The sequence below is a fragment of the Nocardioides psychrotolerans genome, assembly GCF_943371775.1.
Lineage (GTDB): Bacteria > Actinomycetota > Actinomycetes > Propionibacteriales > Nocardioidaceae > Nocardioides > Nocardioides psychrotolerans_A.
Window position 1 is genome coordinate 1 of sequence record NZ_CALRWD010000008.1, and the last position, 15,154, is coordinate 15,154.

The following is a 15,154-nucleotide window of genomic DNA, read 5'->3' on the forward strand; positions in this document are numbered from 1 at the left end:
CACGACGCGTCGGCGAAGGGCAGCGACGCTCCGTCCGCGACCGACACCGGGCGACCGAACATCCGCTGCGCCGCGTCGCAGGCGTCCGGCATCGGCTCGGCGAGCATCGGGGTCGCGCCGAGGCGCCGGGCCACGAGCTCCGCCGGACCACCGGTGCCCGCGCCGACGTCCAGCAGCGTCGCGTCCCGTCGTACGCCCATGGTGCGGGCGAGCCACTCCAGACCGGACGGGCTGCCGCTCCCGCGACAGGCGGCCGGGAGGGCGTGGTCGTCGCCGAGCTCGGCGACGGCGTCGGCCACCCAGTGGGCCATCGTGTCGAACTCGGCATCCATCGCGGTGTCAGTGCTCACCGGATCAGGTACCCCTCGGGGGCACCAGCCAGTCAGTGCCTCAGCGCCGCAGCAGCCGACCGATCCCGCCGCGCAGACCGACGACGTAGAAGCCGGAGTTGCCGTCGGAGTACCAGACCTGGCGACGCTCCACGTCCCACGCCGGCTGCGACATGGCGAAGGCGCCGAGCGCGGTCGGGTTGAGCGTCTTGCTGCCGAGCAGGATCGGGCGGTTGAAGTAACCGATCTCGCGCGGCTTCTCGAGGTTGCTGATGTCGAAGAGCCGCAGGCCGGAGGCGATCATCGAGCAGGCGACGATCTTGGGGTTGGTGGGATAGGGCACCGAGCAGTAATGCCCGGCGTAGCCCTGCACAGGGATGGCCGCGCCGGGGTCGAGGAGCTGGCTCTGACGGTTGGCCGGCTGGTGGACGGCGAGCCGCAGGTCGGACACGACCTTCGGGCGACGCGGGTCGGCGATGTCGATGATCCGCGCGGCACCGACGGCCTGATCGCCGGAGAAGTTCTGGTATTCGTCCACCTCGAGCAGGTAGGGCCGGCCGTTGCGCGTGAACGGCTCGGCGACCTGCGGCAGCGAGACGGAGCCCCAGGTGAGGTCGGAGACGACGCGCACCTTCGGGTCGCGGCGGCGGTCCTGGATGGCGCTGACGTCGAGCACGCGCAGCCCCACGGTCTCGACCGGGCCCTGCTGGGTGCCGAGGTTGGCGACGTACATCGTCCGGCCGTCCTGGGAGAAGCGCAGACCGTGGTAGTTGACCTGCGACTGCTCGAAGATCTTGCGGGGCTCGCGGGGCTTGGTGATGTCGACGGCCGTGAGGTTCTGCCCGGCCGCGCCGGCGACCCAGAAGGTGCGACCGTCCGGGGAGAAGCCGCTCTCATGACCGAACGCCGCCTGGCGCGACGACGACAGCAGGCGAGGCTTGCGGCAGTCGGTGCGGACGTCGTAGAGGTCGACGACGCCGACGTTGGTCGCCGGGTTGCCGAGCACGGCCGCGAGGATGCCGCGGCGCTGGTTGACCAGCAGCGACTCGTGGGGGCTGAGCATGGCGGTGCTCGTGAGCTGGGCGGTCTTGCGGGGCTTGCTGGGGTTGGTCATGTCGAGCACGACGACCCCCAGGCCCTGGATGGCGTTGAAGAGGACGTCGCGCGGGAAGAGCAGCGTGGAGTCGTAGAACGCGCAGACCCGGCCGGTCTTGTCGCGGTAGCGCAGGACCTTGAAGCCCCCGGAGCCGCCCTGCTGGGCGACCTGGACGGTGTTGCACTGATAGCCGCGGCGAAAGCGCCCGCTGGTGTAGTCGGTCAGCGGGACCCGGCCCTGACGCCCGGTCTCGAGCCGGTCGTCCGGCCCCTGGCACCGCGCCTGGGGCGTGGCCGAGGGCAGTCGCGGCGCTTCGGCCGAGGCCTGCACCCAGGCCAGGCCGGCGGCCGAGAGGGTGACCACGACGAGCGCGGCCAGGAGCCGTCGTACGGCGGGGTTCGGCGTGGTGGCTCGGGCGGGTCGGGGCATCGTTGCTCCAGGGTCGGCGGGGTCAGGTCGTCATTGTGCGTCAGTCGGACCCGCGGCGGGGCCGTGTCCGACGACCAGGGCCAGGACCCGTCCCATCAGGTCGTCGGGCACGTCCTCGGGCGCGATCATGCGCTCCATGGCCAGGCCGTTGGACAGGGCCATCAGCAGGGTCGCGAGCTCCGAGGCGGGCATCGGCAGGGCCGCACCGGCCTTGGTGGACTGCTCCTCCATTGCTGCCGTGACCGCCGCGTGCAGGGCGGCGCGCCGGTCGCGGAAGGCGCCGTCGGGGTCGTCGGAGCGCACCGCGCGCTGCCAGAGCTCGAAGAAGAGCAGGTGCCAGTCGCGCTGCTCGTCGCCGGCGGCGGTCAGCCGGTCGCCGAGCACCTGCGCGCGCACGGCCAACGTGTCGTCGAGGTCGTCGACGGCCTCGAGGCCCAGGTCGAGGTAGGCCGACGTCCGGTCCTCGGCCAGCGCCGCGACCAGCCCCTCCTTGCTGCCGAAGTTGGAGTAGACGGCGCCCTTGGTGAAGCCCGCGTCGGCCGCCACGTCGTCGAGGCTGGCGCCGTCGATGCCCTGCCGCGCGAAGACGCGCGCTGCGGCGTCGAGGAGGGCCCGTCGTACGTCGTCGCGCGCGGGCCTGCGGCGCCGGTCCTGCAGCTGGTCCTGCTGCCGCTGTTGGTCTGGACGGGAGGTTGACACGGCCCGCACGATACCGGAACGTATCGGATACTGTTGAGTATCGACTGACCGAGGAGCCCCCGATGCTGATCGGCACCGCGCGCCGCACCACCCCCCGTCCGACGGACCGCCTGCGCCCGCTGGTGCGGTGGGGGCTCAACCACGCGCTGCCGAAGCGGGTCATCGGCGGCGCCGCCCGCAAGGGTGACCTGCACGCCCAGCTGATCGTGGCCACCAGCACCAGCAGCGACGTGCCGCTCGAGATCTTCGAGCGGATCCGTGCCGAGGGGCCGCTGCAGCGCTCCCAGTTCGCGTTCGTGACCGCGCACCTGCCGGTGGTCCGCGAGGTCCTGGGCAGCCCCGACGTGCGCGCCGGGGTCGAGATCGGCAACGGCGCCGGACCCCTTGGCCGGCTGGGCGCCTGGGCCGCTGAGACGACCCCGATCGGCCCCCTGACCCCGCCCTCGCTGCTGGTCACCGAGGCGCCCGACCACACCCGCATGCGCAAGCTCGTCACACGGGTCTTCACCGTCAAGGCGGTCCAGGGCCTCCGCGAGCGCACCGAGCAGATCGCCGACGACCTGCTGGACTCCCTGGCGGACCTGCCCTCCGACAGCCCCGTCGACCTGATCTCGACCTACTGCGCGCTGCTGCCCGTCACGGTGATCGCCGAGATCCTCGGGGTTCCCGAGGCCGACCGCGGCAAGGTCCTGGAGTTCGGCACCGGTGCGGCGCCGAGCCTCGACCTCGGGCTGAGCTGGCGGCAGTTCCGCGACGTGGAGGCCGCGCTGTCGCGCTTCGAGGCCTGGCTGACCGACCACATCGAGCTCAAGCGCCGCGAGCCCGGCGACGACCTGCTGAGCAAGCTCGTCACCGCGCGCGACGACGACGGGCTCGCGCTCACGGACGCCGAGCTCAAGGCCACGGCCGGGCTCGTGCTGGCGGCCGGCTTCGAGACGACGGTCAACCTGCTCGGCAACGGCATCGCGCTGCTGCACGACCACCCCGAGCAGCTGGCGCTGCTGCGCCGCGAGCCCCAGCACTGGTCGACCGCCGTCGACGAGGTCCTGCGCCTCGACCCGCCGGTGCTGCTGACCGGGCGCACCGTCGTGCGCGACACCGAGATCGCCGGCGTCGCGGTGCCGCGGGGCGCCGTGGTCACCACGCTCCTCGCCGGCGCCAACCTCGACCCCGACGTCTTCGAGGACCCGCTCACCTTCGACGTCACGCGCGCCAACGCCGCCGAGCACGTCTCGTTCTCCGGCGGGCGTCACTTCTGCCTGGGCGCGGCCCTCGCGCGCATGGAGGGCGAGGTCGGCCTGCGCCGGCTCTTCGACCGCTACCCCGACCTGCGCCTCGAGCCCGGTGCCGAGCGCCGCGAGACCCGCATCCTGCGCGGCTTCGCGAACCTCCCGGCGACGCTGGGCTGACGTCTTCCTCGCTGGTCGAGCAGTGAGGAGCGTCAGCGACGAACGCCCGTCGAGACCGCAGCCACCTCACCGGGTCTCGACACCCTCGGGCCTAGCGGCCCTCGCGGCTCGACCACCGACGAACACTCGCTGGTCGAGCCCGAGGAGCGAAGCGACGAGGCGTCGAGACCCCTAGGGCGACGCGGTCCCCTCGCCGCTCCCGGCGAACAGGAAGACCAGCACCGCGATCACCGCCAGGACGGCCAGGACCGTGGACACGATCTTGATGACCGACCAGGGCCGGTCGCCGGTGACCTCGCCGGTGTTGGCGTTGACCATGACCTGCCACTGCTTGCCGGCGTGGACGTAGGTCGCGAGCCACAGCGGCAGCAGCACGAGCTTGAACATCACCCGGGCGTACTGGACGTTGACCTGGTGCACGCGCTGCTCGTCGCCGCCGATGTCACGGCGTACGTCGCCCTCGATGACCTCGCGCATCTCCTTGCGGGCGATGGTCGAGCCGTCCTGGGGGTCGACGTCGTAGCGCAGGGCGGAGTAGCCGGAGAGGTACTCCGGCTGGTAGGCCACCGCGGTCTCGAGCTTCCACGGCCCCATCTCGTCGAGGCGCTTGGCGGGCAGGCGCTGCGAGGCGGGGACGGTGACGTCGTCGAAGGCCCGGGAGACGTGGCCGGAGGCGGGATGCCAGCGGGTGTGCCGCTCCTGGTAGGTCTCGGTGCGGGTGCCGCCCTTGCCGTCGGAGACCTGGCGGGTCTTGGTGACGTAGTAGTGCTCGCCGCGCTCGCCCTGGTAGGCCGACGCGGTGTTGGCGTCGAAGGTCCAGTGCGGGACGTAGGTGCCCTTCAGGGACTCGGTCGAGCCGACCTTCTTCAACGCGTTGGGGGCGAACCAGCGCGAGCCGATCCACTCCTGGAAGGCCGCCTGCGCGCCCTTGCGCGGGACGCCGAACGGCACCACGGCCTCCGGGGCGACGACGCCCGCGGGAGCGGTGAGCGCGATCAGGTGGCCGCTGCAGAACTGGCAGGTCTCGGCCAGGTCGGTCGACTCGATCTCGGCCGCGCAGCCCTGGCACTTGAGCACCTGGCCACCGATCGTGGCGACCTTGACGTGGGCGTTCTCGGCCATCCAGGCGTCGAAGGAGTGCTCGTCGACGGTCGTGTCGTCGCCGGCCTCGATCGCGTGGTCGGCACCGCAGGCACCGCACTTGAGCGCGGTCGTGCCGGGCGCGTAGGTGACCTGCGAGCCGCAGGTGGGGCACGAGGCGAACATCGCCCTCGGCTTGTCGGGCACCGGAGGTACGTCGGCAGCTCGAGGCCCGTCCTGGGGCGGGAGCGGCGGCGGGGTGGTCGTCATGCCTGCGGCGGCAGCGGCGGCGGGGTGACACCGAACAGCGAGGCGAGCTCGGGCACCTCGCCCGCGGGCTTCCACGCCGACATCGACTCGGTCCACACCAGCGTCTCGCGGCTCAGCTTCTCCGCGGCGACCTGCGCCGGCAGCGCCGAGAGCGCGAAGGGGCCGGCCTGCGCGCCGTTGACCGCGACGTACCACTGCGCGGCGGCGCCGGGCAGCGGCGGCGGACCGGCCGGGGCGGCCTGCTGGGAGCTGGCCATGGCACCGGTGGCGGCCTGGCCGAGGCCCATGCCGACGATCATGCCCGTGCCCTGACCGGCGGCGCCGGGGTTGTTGGCGGCGTCCTCGAGGGCGTTGGCGGCCTGGAACTTGGTGTATTGGTCGAGGTTGCCGAGGATCCCCATCTGGCTGCGCTTGTCGAGCGCCTCCTCGACCTCGGGCGGCATCGAGATGTTCTCGATGACGAAGCGGGGCAGCGTGATGCCGAACTCCACGAGGCTCTCGCTGAGGGTGCCGACGAGCTGCTGGGAGATCGCCTGCTGGTTGGCGGCGAGGTCGAGCATCGGGACGTTGGCGGTCGCGAGCGCCGAGGTCACCTGGGAGACGATCGTCTGGCGCAGGAACTCCGAGACCTCGTCGGTGCGGAAGTCGGGGTCGGTGCCGACGAGCTGGCGCAGCAGCACGCTCGCGTCGGTCACCCGCAGCGAGTAGGTGCCGAAGGCACGCAGCCGCACCATGCCGAACTCTGCATCGCGGACGGTGAAGGGGTTCTGCGTGCCCCACTTCATGTCGGTGTACTGCCGCGTGCCGACGAAGTAGACCTCGGCCTTGAACGGCGAGTTGAAGCCGTACTTCCAGCCCTTGAGGGTGCTCAGGATCGGGAGGTTCTGGGTGGTGAGCTCGAAGGTGCCAGGGGTGAAGACGTCGGCGATCTGGCCCTCGTTGACGAACACCGCGGTCTGGCCCTCGCGGACCACCAGCTGGGCGCCGTTCTTGATCTCGTTGCCCTGGCGGGGGAAGCGCCAGACCAGGGTGTCGCGACTGTCGTCGAGGAACTCGACGATGTCGATGAACTGGCCGCGCACCTTGTCCATGAAGCCCATCTGGCGGTTCTCCTTCGTCGACGGCCTCGATGGCCGTGGGATCGGCCACCACTGTCCCAGGTCACCGGCGGGCGGTGAAGGCTTTTGTGGCAGTGTCGTCGAGGTGACCTCGCTGGCTGACCCCCTCGACCTGCCCCACGGCCCCGCCTGGGCCAACCGCTTCGCCCTCGCGCCGCTCACCAACACCCAGAGCCACGCCGACGGCACCCTCTCCGACGACGAGCACGACTGGCTCGTCGCGCGCGGCCGTGGCGGCTTCGGGCTGGTCATGACGTGTGCTGCGTACGTCGACCGCGCGGGGCAGGCGTGGCAGGGCCAGCTCGGCATCGCCTCCGACGAGCACCTGCCCGGGCTGACCCGGCTGGCCGACTCGTTGCGCGCGACCGGCGCGCGCTCCGCCGTGCAGCTGCACCACGGGGGGCGCCGCGCCGACTCCGCCCTGACCGGCCAGCCGCTCCAGGCGCCGTGGGACGACCCCAAGACCGGCGCCGTCGCGCTCACCACGGCCGGCGTCGAGGCCATGGTCGAGTCCTTCGTCGCGGCCGCCGTCCGTGCCGAGCGCGCCGGCTTCGACGGGGTGCAGGTGCACGGGGCGCACGGCTACCTCGTCGGCCAGTTCCTCGACCCCCGCCACGAGCGCACCGACCGCTACGGCGGGAGCCTGGAGAACCGGATGCGCCCGACCATGGAGGTGCTCGACGGCATCCGCTCGGCCACCGGCCCGGACTTCCAGGTCGGGCTGCGGCTCTCGCCGGAGGGTTTCGGCGTCACTGTCGCCGAGGGCGTCGAGACGACGCGGCAGGTCCTCGCCAGCGGGCTGCTCGACCACCTCGACCTGTCGCTCTGGGACGTCTTCATGAAGCCGCGCCACGACCAGGGCGACCGGCGGCTCATCGACCACTTCACCGACCTGCCCCGCCACGGCGCCCGCCTCGGCGTCGCCGGGCTGGTGCAGTCGGCCGCCGACGCCACCTGGTGCCTGGAGCAGGGCGCCGACATCGTCACCGTGGGCACCGGCGCGATCCTGCACCACGACTTCGCGGCACAGGCCATCGCCGATCCCGGCTTCCGCGTGCGCGAGCGGCCCGTGTCGCGCGAGGTGCTGCGCGACGAGAGCGTCGGCGCCGCGTTCATCGACTACCTCGCCGACGGCTGGGACGGGCTCGTCGCCTGAGATCACTTGCATGTCGTGATCGGGCTGTCCACAATGTCTGCCGTGGACCCGAAACTCCGCCTCGCGATCGTCTCCGAGGACGAGGTCATCGTGCGTGGCCTGGTCTCGGTGGTGGCTGACCTCGCGGAGACGATCGAGGTGCAGCAGGCGCCGGGACCGGGCCCGGACGACGCCCCCGTCGACGTCGTGCTCTATGACGTGATGAAGCTGCACCACGGCTCCGGTGACGACCTCGTGCGGTGGGTCAAGGAGACCGACGCTGCCGTGGTCGCCGCGGCGCGCGAGCTCCGGCCGGGCCTGGCCGACCAGGCCCTCGAGAAGGGTGTCGACGGCGTCATCGCGCTGTCCGCGAGCACCGAGGAGATCCGCGAGGTCATCCAGGTCGCGGCCTTCGGCGACCTGATGGGCGACGGCACCTCCGCCTCGATCGACTACACCCTCAACCCCGACCACGACGACACCAGGGGCGTCCTCTCGGCTCGCGAGACCGACGTCCTGGCCCTGGTGGCGGCCGGCATCTCCAACGACGAGATCGCGCGGCGTCTCTTCCTCAGCATCAACACGGTGAAGACCTACGTGCGCACGGCCTACCGCAAGATCGGCGTCACCAGCCGCTCGCAGGCCGTCGGGTGGGCGCTGCAGAACGGCTTCCACCCCTGACGGGTGGGGCTCACCCCTGCGTCACGGCACGCAGGCCGCACGTGGCGGGACCCTCGAGGACCTCACCGTCCTCGGCGAAGCGCGAGCCGTGCAGCGGGCAGTCCCAGCTCGTCTCGGCGTCGTTCCACCGCACCACCCCGCCGAGGTGCGTGCAGACCCCGGACACCCGACGCACGACGCCGTCCACGGTCGACTCCGCACCTGGCCCGCCCAGGTGGTCGAAGGCGACCCGGCCCTCGCCCTCTGTGGGCGTGGACGCTCGCGTGAGCAGCGGCCGCAACCAGCCGGTGGTCATCTCCAACCCCACCTCGCCGTTGGCGAGCGCCAGCATCGGGAGCCCGCGCAGCTCGGCCGGGCGCTCGGTGGAGAAGACGTCGGCCCAGTCGCACTCGCCGCCTAGCATGCGCGCGGACAGGACCATCGCGGCGGCGACGCCGTTGGTCATGCCCCACTTGGCGTAGCCGCCGCAGACCAGCAGGTGGTCTGCGCCGGGGAGGACCGGGCCGGCGTAGGGCAGCGAGTGGGCGGGGACGTAGTCCTGCGCCGACCACGCGTGCGTCTCGTCCCCGGCCTCCGGGAAGTTCTGCCGGGTCCACACGCGCAGCTCCTCGAGACGGGCGAGAGGAGAGCTCTCGCGTCCGGTCGGGTGACCGTTGCCGCCGACGAGCAGGAGCGCGGAGGTCTCGTCCCGGGCGTCGCGCAGCGAGCGCGAGGGGGCGTCGGCCGCGATGCACATCTCATCGACGAGTGACGTCGGGGTGCGGAAGGCCAGGCCGTAGGAGCGCTGGGCCTTCATGCGGGCGAAGAAGCCACCGCGGTCCAGGATCGGCATGTTGGTCGCGACCACGACGTGGTGGCCGCGACAGTCCCCGAGGGCCGTCGACACGGTGGTCGGACCGCTGCCCGAGACACCGCGCACCCGCGCCTCCTCGATGATCTCGCCGCCGTGGGCCCGCACCTGGTCGGCCAGTGCGTCGAGCAGTGCCACGGGGTCCACCTGCAGCTGGCCGGGGAGGCTGACGGCGCCGGCGGTCTCGAACGGGAGGGCCGCCCGGCCCAGCCAGGTCACCGGGAGGCCGGCCTCGAGCCCGAGCTCCAGCTCGCGCCGCACGGCACGCTGGCCGGAGGCGCCGTTGGCGTAGGTCACCGCGCTGCGCTCCTGGGCGTCGACACCGTGCTCCTGGCAGAAGTCGCGCACCCAGGACTGGGCGGCCTCGTTGGCCGAGACGTAGCGACGCAGTGTCGCGAGCGGGTGCTTGCGCGCGATCTCGGAGAAGCGGGTCCCCTGCAGCACGCTCACCTTGGCCGTGCTGCGTCCCGTCGTCCCGTGCCCGACGCGCCCCGCCTCCAGCACCAGGACGCTCTTGCCGGCCCGAGCGAGCAGGAGCGCCGTCGTCAGTCCGGACAGCCCGGCACCGACCACCACGACGTCGTAGGTCCCACCCACCTCCGTCCTGGTCGGGGCGTCGCGGGGGTGGAGGTCCTGCCAGAGGGAGGTGAGTGCCATGGGTGCCGGTACCCACTCACCGCCCATGACCCGGCCGGGGTCCGGCCCTCGGTCACTAGGCTGACGTCGTGTCCGAGCTGTCGATGTCCTCCTTCTCCTTCGAAGACCTGACCAACGACGAGGTCGAGGCCGCGGAGGCCCTCTACGGCGGCCTCGCCGACGACGTACGACGCCTGCTCGACCTCACCATCCGCACCGGCGTCGATGCGGAGCAGGTCGCGCGTGCCCGGGCGCTGCTGCAGCAGGCCGCCGACGTCCTCGCCGCGGACGCCCCCGACGGACCGGCCGGGATCCACTACAACGCCCACGGCCGCTCGTGGAACTGGGGCAACACCGTGGTGGGCCTGCGCAACGCCTTCGCCCCGCCGGTGCGACTCGAGTGGAGGGACGACGGCACCGTCCGCTCCGCCGTGGAGCTCGGGGCCGCCTACGAGGGACCGCCGGGCAGCGTCCACGGCGGAGTCTCCGCCCTGCTGCTGGACCACCTGATGGGCGAGACCGCCAGCGCCGCACACACCCGCGTGACGGTGACCGGCACCCTCACGTTGCGCTACGTGCAGCCGCTGCCCCTCGGGGCGGTGCGCATGGAGGCGGCAGTCACCGACGAGTCCGACCGCAAGATCACCGTCACCGCCACGATCCGAGAGGACCGTGACGACGCCACCCCTGCGGTGGAGGCCCACGGCCTCTTCATCATCCCGCGCTGGGCGCAGCAGCCCGAGACCCCGACCGGCATCGGATCGCTCGACTGAGGGGTCGTGCGGCGGGCCTCAGCGGTCCACGAGCCTCTCGGGCGGCACCTCGGCGGCGCACAGCGCCAGGTCGGCGTCGCTGCCGCGCCGGCGGACCAGGCTGAGTCGGCACCCCTGGCGCTCGACCCGACGCTTCTCGTCGACCAGTGCCGCAGCCACCTCGGCGTCGAGCCGCGTGGCGGCCGACAGGTCGACCTTGAGCGTCACGGCCAGGGGGGAGAACGTGTGGAGGGCCTCGCAGATCACCGCCGTGTCCTGCCCACGGCAGGCTCCCTCCAGGCGCAGGCGACCGGTCGAGCTCTCGAACGAGATGGAGACCATCGGACATCCTCCTCAATCCCCGGGACCCCGGTGTCCCAGGTCTCGAGGTTACGTCGCAGGTCGGTCCGCGTCACCCGCCCGTCGGGGGGAGGCCAAGGGACCCGGGAGACCTCCCCGCCGTCAGCCGAGGTCGAGCCCCAGTCGCGTCGTGAGCTCGTCCCTGGTGGTGCCGAAGACCTCGACCAGCCGCGCTCCCCGGTCACCGACCTCGAAGGTCGCGACGTCGGTGTAGACGCGGCTGACGCAGGCGAGCCCGGTGAGGGGATAGGTGCACGACGGCACCAGCTTGGGCGTCCCGTCCTTGGCGAAGAGCGTCATCATCACGAAGACCTGCTTCGCGCCGATGGCGAGGTCCATCGCCCCGCCGACGCCGGGGATCGACCCCGGCGCGCCGGTGTCCCAGTTGGCCAGGTCGCCGTGCTGCGAGACCTGGAAGGCGCCGAGGACGCACACGTCGAGGTGGCCGCCGCGCATCATCGCGAAGGAGTCGGCCTGGTGGAAGTACGCCGCCCCCGCCAGCTCGGTCACCGGGATCTTGCCGGCATTGGTCAGGTCGGGGTCGATCTCGTCGCCGTGCGCGGCCGGTCCCATGCCGAGCATCCCGTTCTCGGTGTGCAGCACGATCCCCGAGCCCGGCGCCAGGTGGTCCGCCACCAGCGTGGGCTGACCGATGCCGAGGTTGACGAACGACCCCGCCGGGATGTCGCGGGCGATCGCAGCAGCGATCTCGTGCCTGGTGCGGGGAGTGCGCGGGCCGCTCGTGTCGCTGATCATGCGACCACGACCCGGTCGACGTAGATCGAGGGCGTCACGATGCTCTCGGGGTCCAACCCACCGACGTCCAGGACCTCGCTCACCTGCGCCACCACCGTCGTCGCGGCCGTGGCCATGACCGGCCCGAAGTTGCGGGCCGTCTTGCGGTAGACAAGGTTGCCGGCCCGGTCGGCACGGTGCGCGCCGATCAGCGCCACGTCACCGCGGATCGGCATCTCCAGCACGTAGGTGCGCCCGTCGATCACCCGCGTCTCCTTGCCCTCGGCCAGCGGCGTCCCGACCCCGGTCGGGCAGAAGAACGCCCCGATCCCCGCACCGGCTGCCCGCATCCGCTCCGCGAGGTTGCCCTGGGGCACCAGCTCCAGCTCGATGCGGCCCTCCCGGAAGAGCCCGTCGAAGACCCACGAGTCGGCCTGCCGGGGGAACGAGCAGACCACCTTGCGCACCCGCCCCCTCGCCAGGAGCGCCGCCAACCCGGTGTCACCGTTGCCGGCGTTGTTGGACACCACCGTCAAGTCCGTCGCGCCCTGCTGGATCAACGCGTCGATCAGTGCGACCGGCATGCCCGCCATCCCGAAGCCGCCGACCAGCACCGTGGCTCCGTCCTCGACGTCCGCCACCGCCTCGGCCGCGCTGTCGCAGACCTTCACGAGCTCCGCCCGGCGTTCTCCAGCACGACCGCCAGCGCCTGGCCGACCCCGATGCAGATCGCCGCGACACCCCACCGCTCGCCGCTCTCCCGGAGGCGGTGGGCCAGGGTCGCCAGGATCCGCGCCCCCGACGCCCCGAGCGGGTGACCGATCGCGATCGCACCGCCCTGGGTGTTGACGATCTCGGGGTCGATCCTCCAGGCGTCCACGCAGGCCAACGACTGCACCGCGAAGGCCTCGTTGAGCTCGACCGCACCCACGTCGCTCCAGGTGATCCCGGCCCGCGCGAGCGCCTGGTCGGCAGCCTCGACCGGGGCGAAGCCGAAGTCCTGCGGGTCCAGGGCGTGCGCCCCGCGACCGGCAATCCGCGCCACCGGTGCCAGCCCGACGTCGACGCCCTCTCCCGCGATCAACACCGCCGCGGCCCCGTCGCTGAGCGGGGAGGCGTTGGCGGCCGTGATGGTCCCGCCCTCCGCCACCGAACGGAACGACGGACTCAGCCCGGCGAGCTTCTGCGCGGTCGAGCCAGGGCGGATGCCCTCGTCACGGGTCAGGTCGATGCCGGGCACCGGCACGACCAGGTCGTCGTAGAAGCCCGCCTCCCAGGCAGCGTGGGCCAGGTGGTGCGACCGGGCGGCGAACTCGTCCTGCCGCTCCCGCGAGATCGAGAACCGCTCGGCCAGCATCTCGTTGGCCTCGCCCAGCGAGACCGTCCACTCCGCCGGCATCCGCTCGTTGACCAGTCGCCACCCCAACGTCGTCGAGACCGCCGTCACGTTGCCGGCCGGGAATGCCCGCGAGGGCTTCGGCAGCACCCACGGCGCCCGGGTCATCGACTCCACACCACCGGCCACCACCACGTCGGCATCACCTGACTCGACCGTGCGCGAGGCGATCATCGCCGCGTCCAAGGACGACCCGCACAGGCGGTTCACCGTCGTCGCCGGCACCGAGGTCGGCAACCCCGCGAGCAGCACCGCCATCCGTCCCACGTTGCGGTTGTCCTCCCCCGCGCCGTTGGCGTTGCCCCACACCACGTCCCCGATGCGGGCCGGGTCGAGGTCGGGCGCCTTCGCCAGCACCCCGGTCAGGGCGGCGGCAGCGAGGTCGTCCGGCCGGACCTCGGCCAAGGCCGACCCCCACCGTCCGAACGGCGTGCGGGCGGCGGCGTACAGGTAGGCACTGCCGGGGGTCTGGCGGGTCATGCGTGCTCCTCCTCGAGGACGGACCGGGCGATGCGGAAGGCCGCGGTGGCGTCTGCGACCCCGCCGTGGACCGCCGCCTGGAGCAGGGACTCCCTGATCTCCTCGATCGTGAGGCCCTCCTCGCGGATGGCGTGCAGGTGCGCCTCGAGGTCGTCGTGGTGACCCTGCACGACCAGGGCAGTCAGCGTGACGAGCAGGCGACTGCGGCGGTCCAGCCCGGGACGACTCCAGAGCGTGCCGGCTGCGTGCTCCGCGAGCACCTCCTCGACCTCGCGCGTCAGGTCGTCGGCGGCGTCGACGGGCACCTCCCCCAGCACGTGCTGGCGGATCAGCGCCGCGACCGCGACGGGCGCCTCCGCCGGGGCGAGGTGGCCCACGCCGGGCAGGACCTCGAGGCGACCGTCGCCCACACCCTCGGCGACCTCGCGGAGCAGGTCCGGAGGCGTGACCACGTCGCGCTCCCCCGCCACGGCGAGCACCGGCGCGCGGACCTCCCCCAACCGGTCGCGCACGTCGAAGTCGACCAGCGCCGCACACACCTGGACGTAGCCGTCGTCGACCGTGTCCCGCAGCGCGCCGAGCAACGCCGAGGCCACCGCCGGCTCGCGGTCGACGAAGCCGGGGGCGAACCAGCGCTCCGCCGAGCCGGGCACCATCACCTGCGTGCCGGACACGGCGACCTGCCCCACCCGACCGGCCCACATGGCCGCGTCGCCGATCTTCGCGCCCGTGCACAGCAGCACCGCGGAGTCCACCCGGTCCGGGGCGTCGAGGAGCAGCTGCAGACCGACCGCACCACCCACGGAGTCACCGGCATAGGCGAAGGTCCCGCCGACCTGGTCGCGCTGGGCCAGGACGTCGTCGACGACGACCAGCACGCCCTGCGCCAGCTCGGCCATCGTGAAGCCGTCGTCTCGCACTCCCCTGTTGTGCCCGTGACCCGGGAGGTCCCACGCCAGCACGTCGAACCGATCGGTCAGCCCGGCCGCGCAGGCAGACCACAGCGTCATCGCCGTGGTGCCGAGCGACGGGCCGAGGACGAGCAGGGGCAGGTCGTGACGGTGCGCGGCGCCGGTCAGGCGGACCGCGGTGACGCTGGGGATCGACGGGCTCACCGGACCAGTCTCACGGACGCCTCAACCACCGTGGCGCTGAGCGCGGTCGGGGTCGTAGAGCCCGCTGAGGCGACCGTCGGGATCGAGCCCGACCAGGAGCGCGTCCGTGACCTCGCGCAACGCCTGCACTTGCGGGGGGGTCAGCTGGTCGAGGACGCGTCGCCGGACGGTGTCGACGTGGCCCGGGGCTGCCGTCTCGACAGCCGCCACCCCCTCGGCCGTCAGCGTGGCGTTCGTGGCGCGGCCGTCGTCGGGGCACGGGGAGCGCTGTACCAGACCGCGGTCCTCCAGCCGTCGTACGACGTGCGACAGCCGCGGCAGCGTGGCGTTGGTGCGCTGGGCGAGCACCGTCATGCGCAGGACCCGGTCGGGCACCTCGGAGAGCATCGCGAGGACGTAGTACTCGAAGTGCGTGAGCCCCGAGTCCGCGCGCAGCTGGGAGTCCAGCACCCCGGGCAGCAGCTCGGTGACGGCCACGAGCCGCAGCCACGCGGCTCGCTCGTCCTGGCTCAACCAGCGCGGCTCCATGCCCCCACCCTAGATCATAAGTTGACGGAACAACCATGTCGGTTAGGCTGTTGATT

General features: G+C 72.4%; 16 protein-coding genes. 4 read left to right on the forward strand and 12 right to left on the reverse strand.

The features are described 5' to 3' along the window. The 3 genes from AAG827_RS03935 to AAG827_RS03945 all read right to left on the reverse strand — a co-directional run. Window positions 1-350: class I SAM-dependent methyltransferase (locus tag AAG827_RS03935; protein WP_341924506.1), on the reverse strand; the 350-nt coding region annotated here is incomplete at its 3' end. A gap of 40 nt (window positions 351-390) precedes the next feature. Further along, window positions 391-1,854 carry a hypothetical protein gene (locus AAG827_RS03940; RefSeq protein WP_341924507.1) on the reverse strand — a complete coding sequence of 488 codons (1,464 nt, stop codon included), beginning with the start codon at window positions 1,852-1,854 and terminating at the stop codon, window positions 391-393. 30 nt (window positions 1,855-1,884) lie between these two features. Continuing rightward, on the reverse strand, window positions 1,885-2,553 hold the full coding sequence (locus tag AAG827_RS03945) for a helix-turn-helix domain-containing protein (RefSeq protein ID WP_341924508.1): 669 nt from the start codon (window positions 2,551-2,553) through the stop codon (window positions 1,885-1,887). 62 nt (window positions 2,554-2,615) lie between these two features. On the opposite strand from AAG827_RS03945, the gene AAG827_RS03950 reads away from it, so the two are divergent. After that, entirely contained in the window at window positions 2,616-3,962 is a 1,347-nt protein-coding gene (locus AAG827_RS03950) for a cytochrome P450 (protein WP_341924509.1), read from the forward strand. A 171-nt stretch (window positions 3,963-4,133) separates the two neighbouring features. Here AAG827_RS03950 and AAG827_RS03955 read toward each other — a convergent pair whose 3' ends face one another. Further along, a complete protein-coding gene (locus tag AAG827_RS03955; RefSeq protein WP_341924510.1) occupies window positions 4,134-5,312 on the reverse strand; it encodes a hypothetical protein in 1,179 nt (392 codons plus the stop codon). Then, on the reverse strand, window positions 5,309-6,412 hold the full coding sequence (locus tag AAG827_RS03960) for an SPFH domain-containing protein (RefSeq protein WP_341924511.1): 1,104 nt from the start codon (window positions 6,410-6,412) through the stop codon (window positions 5,309-5,311). Before AAG827_RS03960 ends, AAG827_RS03955 begins: the two co-directional genes overlap by 4 nt. Window positions 6,413-6,515: 103 nt before the next feature. Here AAG827_RS03960 and AAG827_RS03965 point away from each other — a divergent pair, with 103 nt between their 5' ends. Together AAG827_RS03965 and AAG827_RS03970 are read left to right on the forward strand one after the other, a co-directional pair. Beyond that, window positions 6,516-7,586 carry an NADH:flavin oxidoreductase gene (locus AAG827_RS03965; RefSeq protein ID WP_341924512.1) on the forward strand — a complete coding sequence of 357 codons (1,071 nt, stop codon included), beginning with the start codon at window positions 6,516-6,518 and terminating at the stop codon, window positions 7,584-7,586. A 42-nt stretch (window positions 7,587-7,628) separates the two neighbouring features. After that, a complete protein-coding gene (locus AAG827_RS03970; RefSeq protein WP_341924513.1) occupies window positions 7,629-8,246 on the forward strand; it encodes a response regulator transcription factor in 618 nt (205 codons plus the stop codon). Between the two features lie 10 nt (window positions 8,247-8,256). Here AAG827_RS03970 and AAG827_RS03975 read toward each other — a convergent pair whose 3' ends face one another. Then, complete coding sequence (locus AAG827_RS03975) at window positions 8,257-9,753, reverse strand: FAD-dependent oxidoreductase (RefSeq protein ID WP_341924514.1); 1,497 nt, start codon at window positions 9,751-9,753, stop codon at window positions 8,257-8,259. A 68-nt stretch (window positions 9,754-9,821) separates the two neighbouring features. Between AAG827_RS03975 and AAG827_RS03980 the strand changes: the two genes are divergently transcribed. Then, window positions 9,822-10,505 carry a PaaI family thioesterase gene (locus AAG827_RS03980; RefSeq protein ID WP_341924515.1) on the forward strand — a complete coding sequence of 228 codons (684 nt, stop codon included), beginning with the start codon at window positions 9,822-9,824 and terminating at the stop codon, window positions 10,503-10,505. An 18-nt stretch (window positions 10,506-10,523) separates the two neighbouring features. Here AAG827_RS03980 and AAG827_RS03985 read toward each other — a convergent pair whose 3' ends face one another. From AAG827_RS03985 to AAG827_RS04010, 6 genes are all read right to left on the reverse strand, one after another. Continuing rightward, a complete protein-coding gene (locus AAG827_RS03985; RefSeq protein WP_341924516.1) occupies window positions 10,524-10,826 on the reverse strand; it encodes a hypothetical protein in 303 nt (100 codons plus the stop codon). A gap of 120 nt (window positions 10,827-10,946) precedes the next feature. After that, window positions 10,947-11,600, reverse strand: a complete 654-nt coding sequence (locus AAG827_RS03990; RefSeq protein WP_341924518.1) for a 3-oxoacid CoA-transferase subunit B — start codon at window positions 11,598-11,600, stop codon at window positions 10,947-10,949. Continuing rightward, window positions 11,597-12,250 (reverse strand): 3-oxoacid CoA-transferase subunit A, encoded by a 654-nt coding sequence (locus AAG827_RS03995; protein WP_341924519.1) that lies wholly within the window; start codon window positions 12,248-12,250, stop codon window positions 11,597-11,599. The genes AAG827_RS03990 and AAG827_RS03995 overlap by 4 nt, the downstream gene beginning before the upstream one ends. After that, window positions 12,247-13,455 carry a thiolase family protein gene (locus AAG827_RS04000; protein WP_341924520.1) on the reverse strand — a complete coding sequence of 403 codons (1,209 nt, stop codon included), beginning with the start codon at window positions 13,453-13,455 and terminating at the stop codon, window positions 12,247-12,249. Before AAG827_RS04000 ends, AAG827_RS03995 begins: the two co-directional genes overlap by 4 nt. Then, complete coding sequence (locus tag AAG827_RS04005) at window positions 13,452-14,570, reverse strand: alpha/beta fold hydrolase (protein ID WP_341924521.1); 1,119 nt, start codon at window positions 14,568-14,570, stop codon at window positions 13,452-13,454. The genes AAG827_RS04000 and AAG827_RS04005 overlap by 4 nt, the downstream gene beginning before the upstream one ends. A gap of 21 nt (window positions 14,571-14,591) precedes the next feature. Next, on the reverse strand, window positions 14,592-15,098 hold the full coding sequence (locus AAG827_RS04010; RefSeq protein WP_341924522.1) for a MarR family transcriptional regulator: 507 nt from the start codon (window positions 15,096-15,098) through the stop codon (window positions 14,592-14,594). Window positions 15,099-15,154 lie beyond the last annotated feature (56 nt).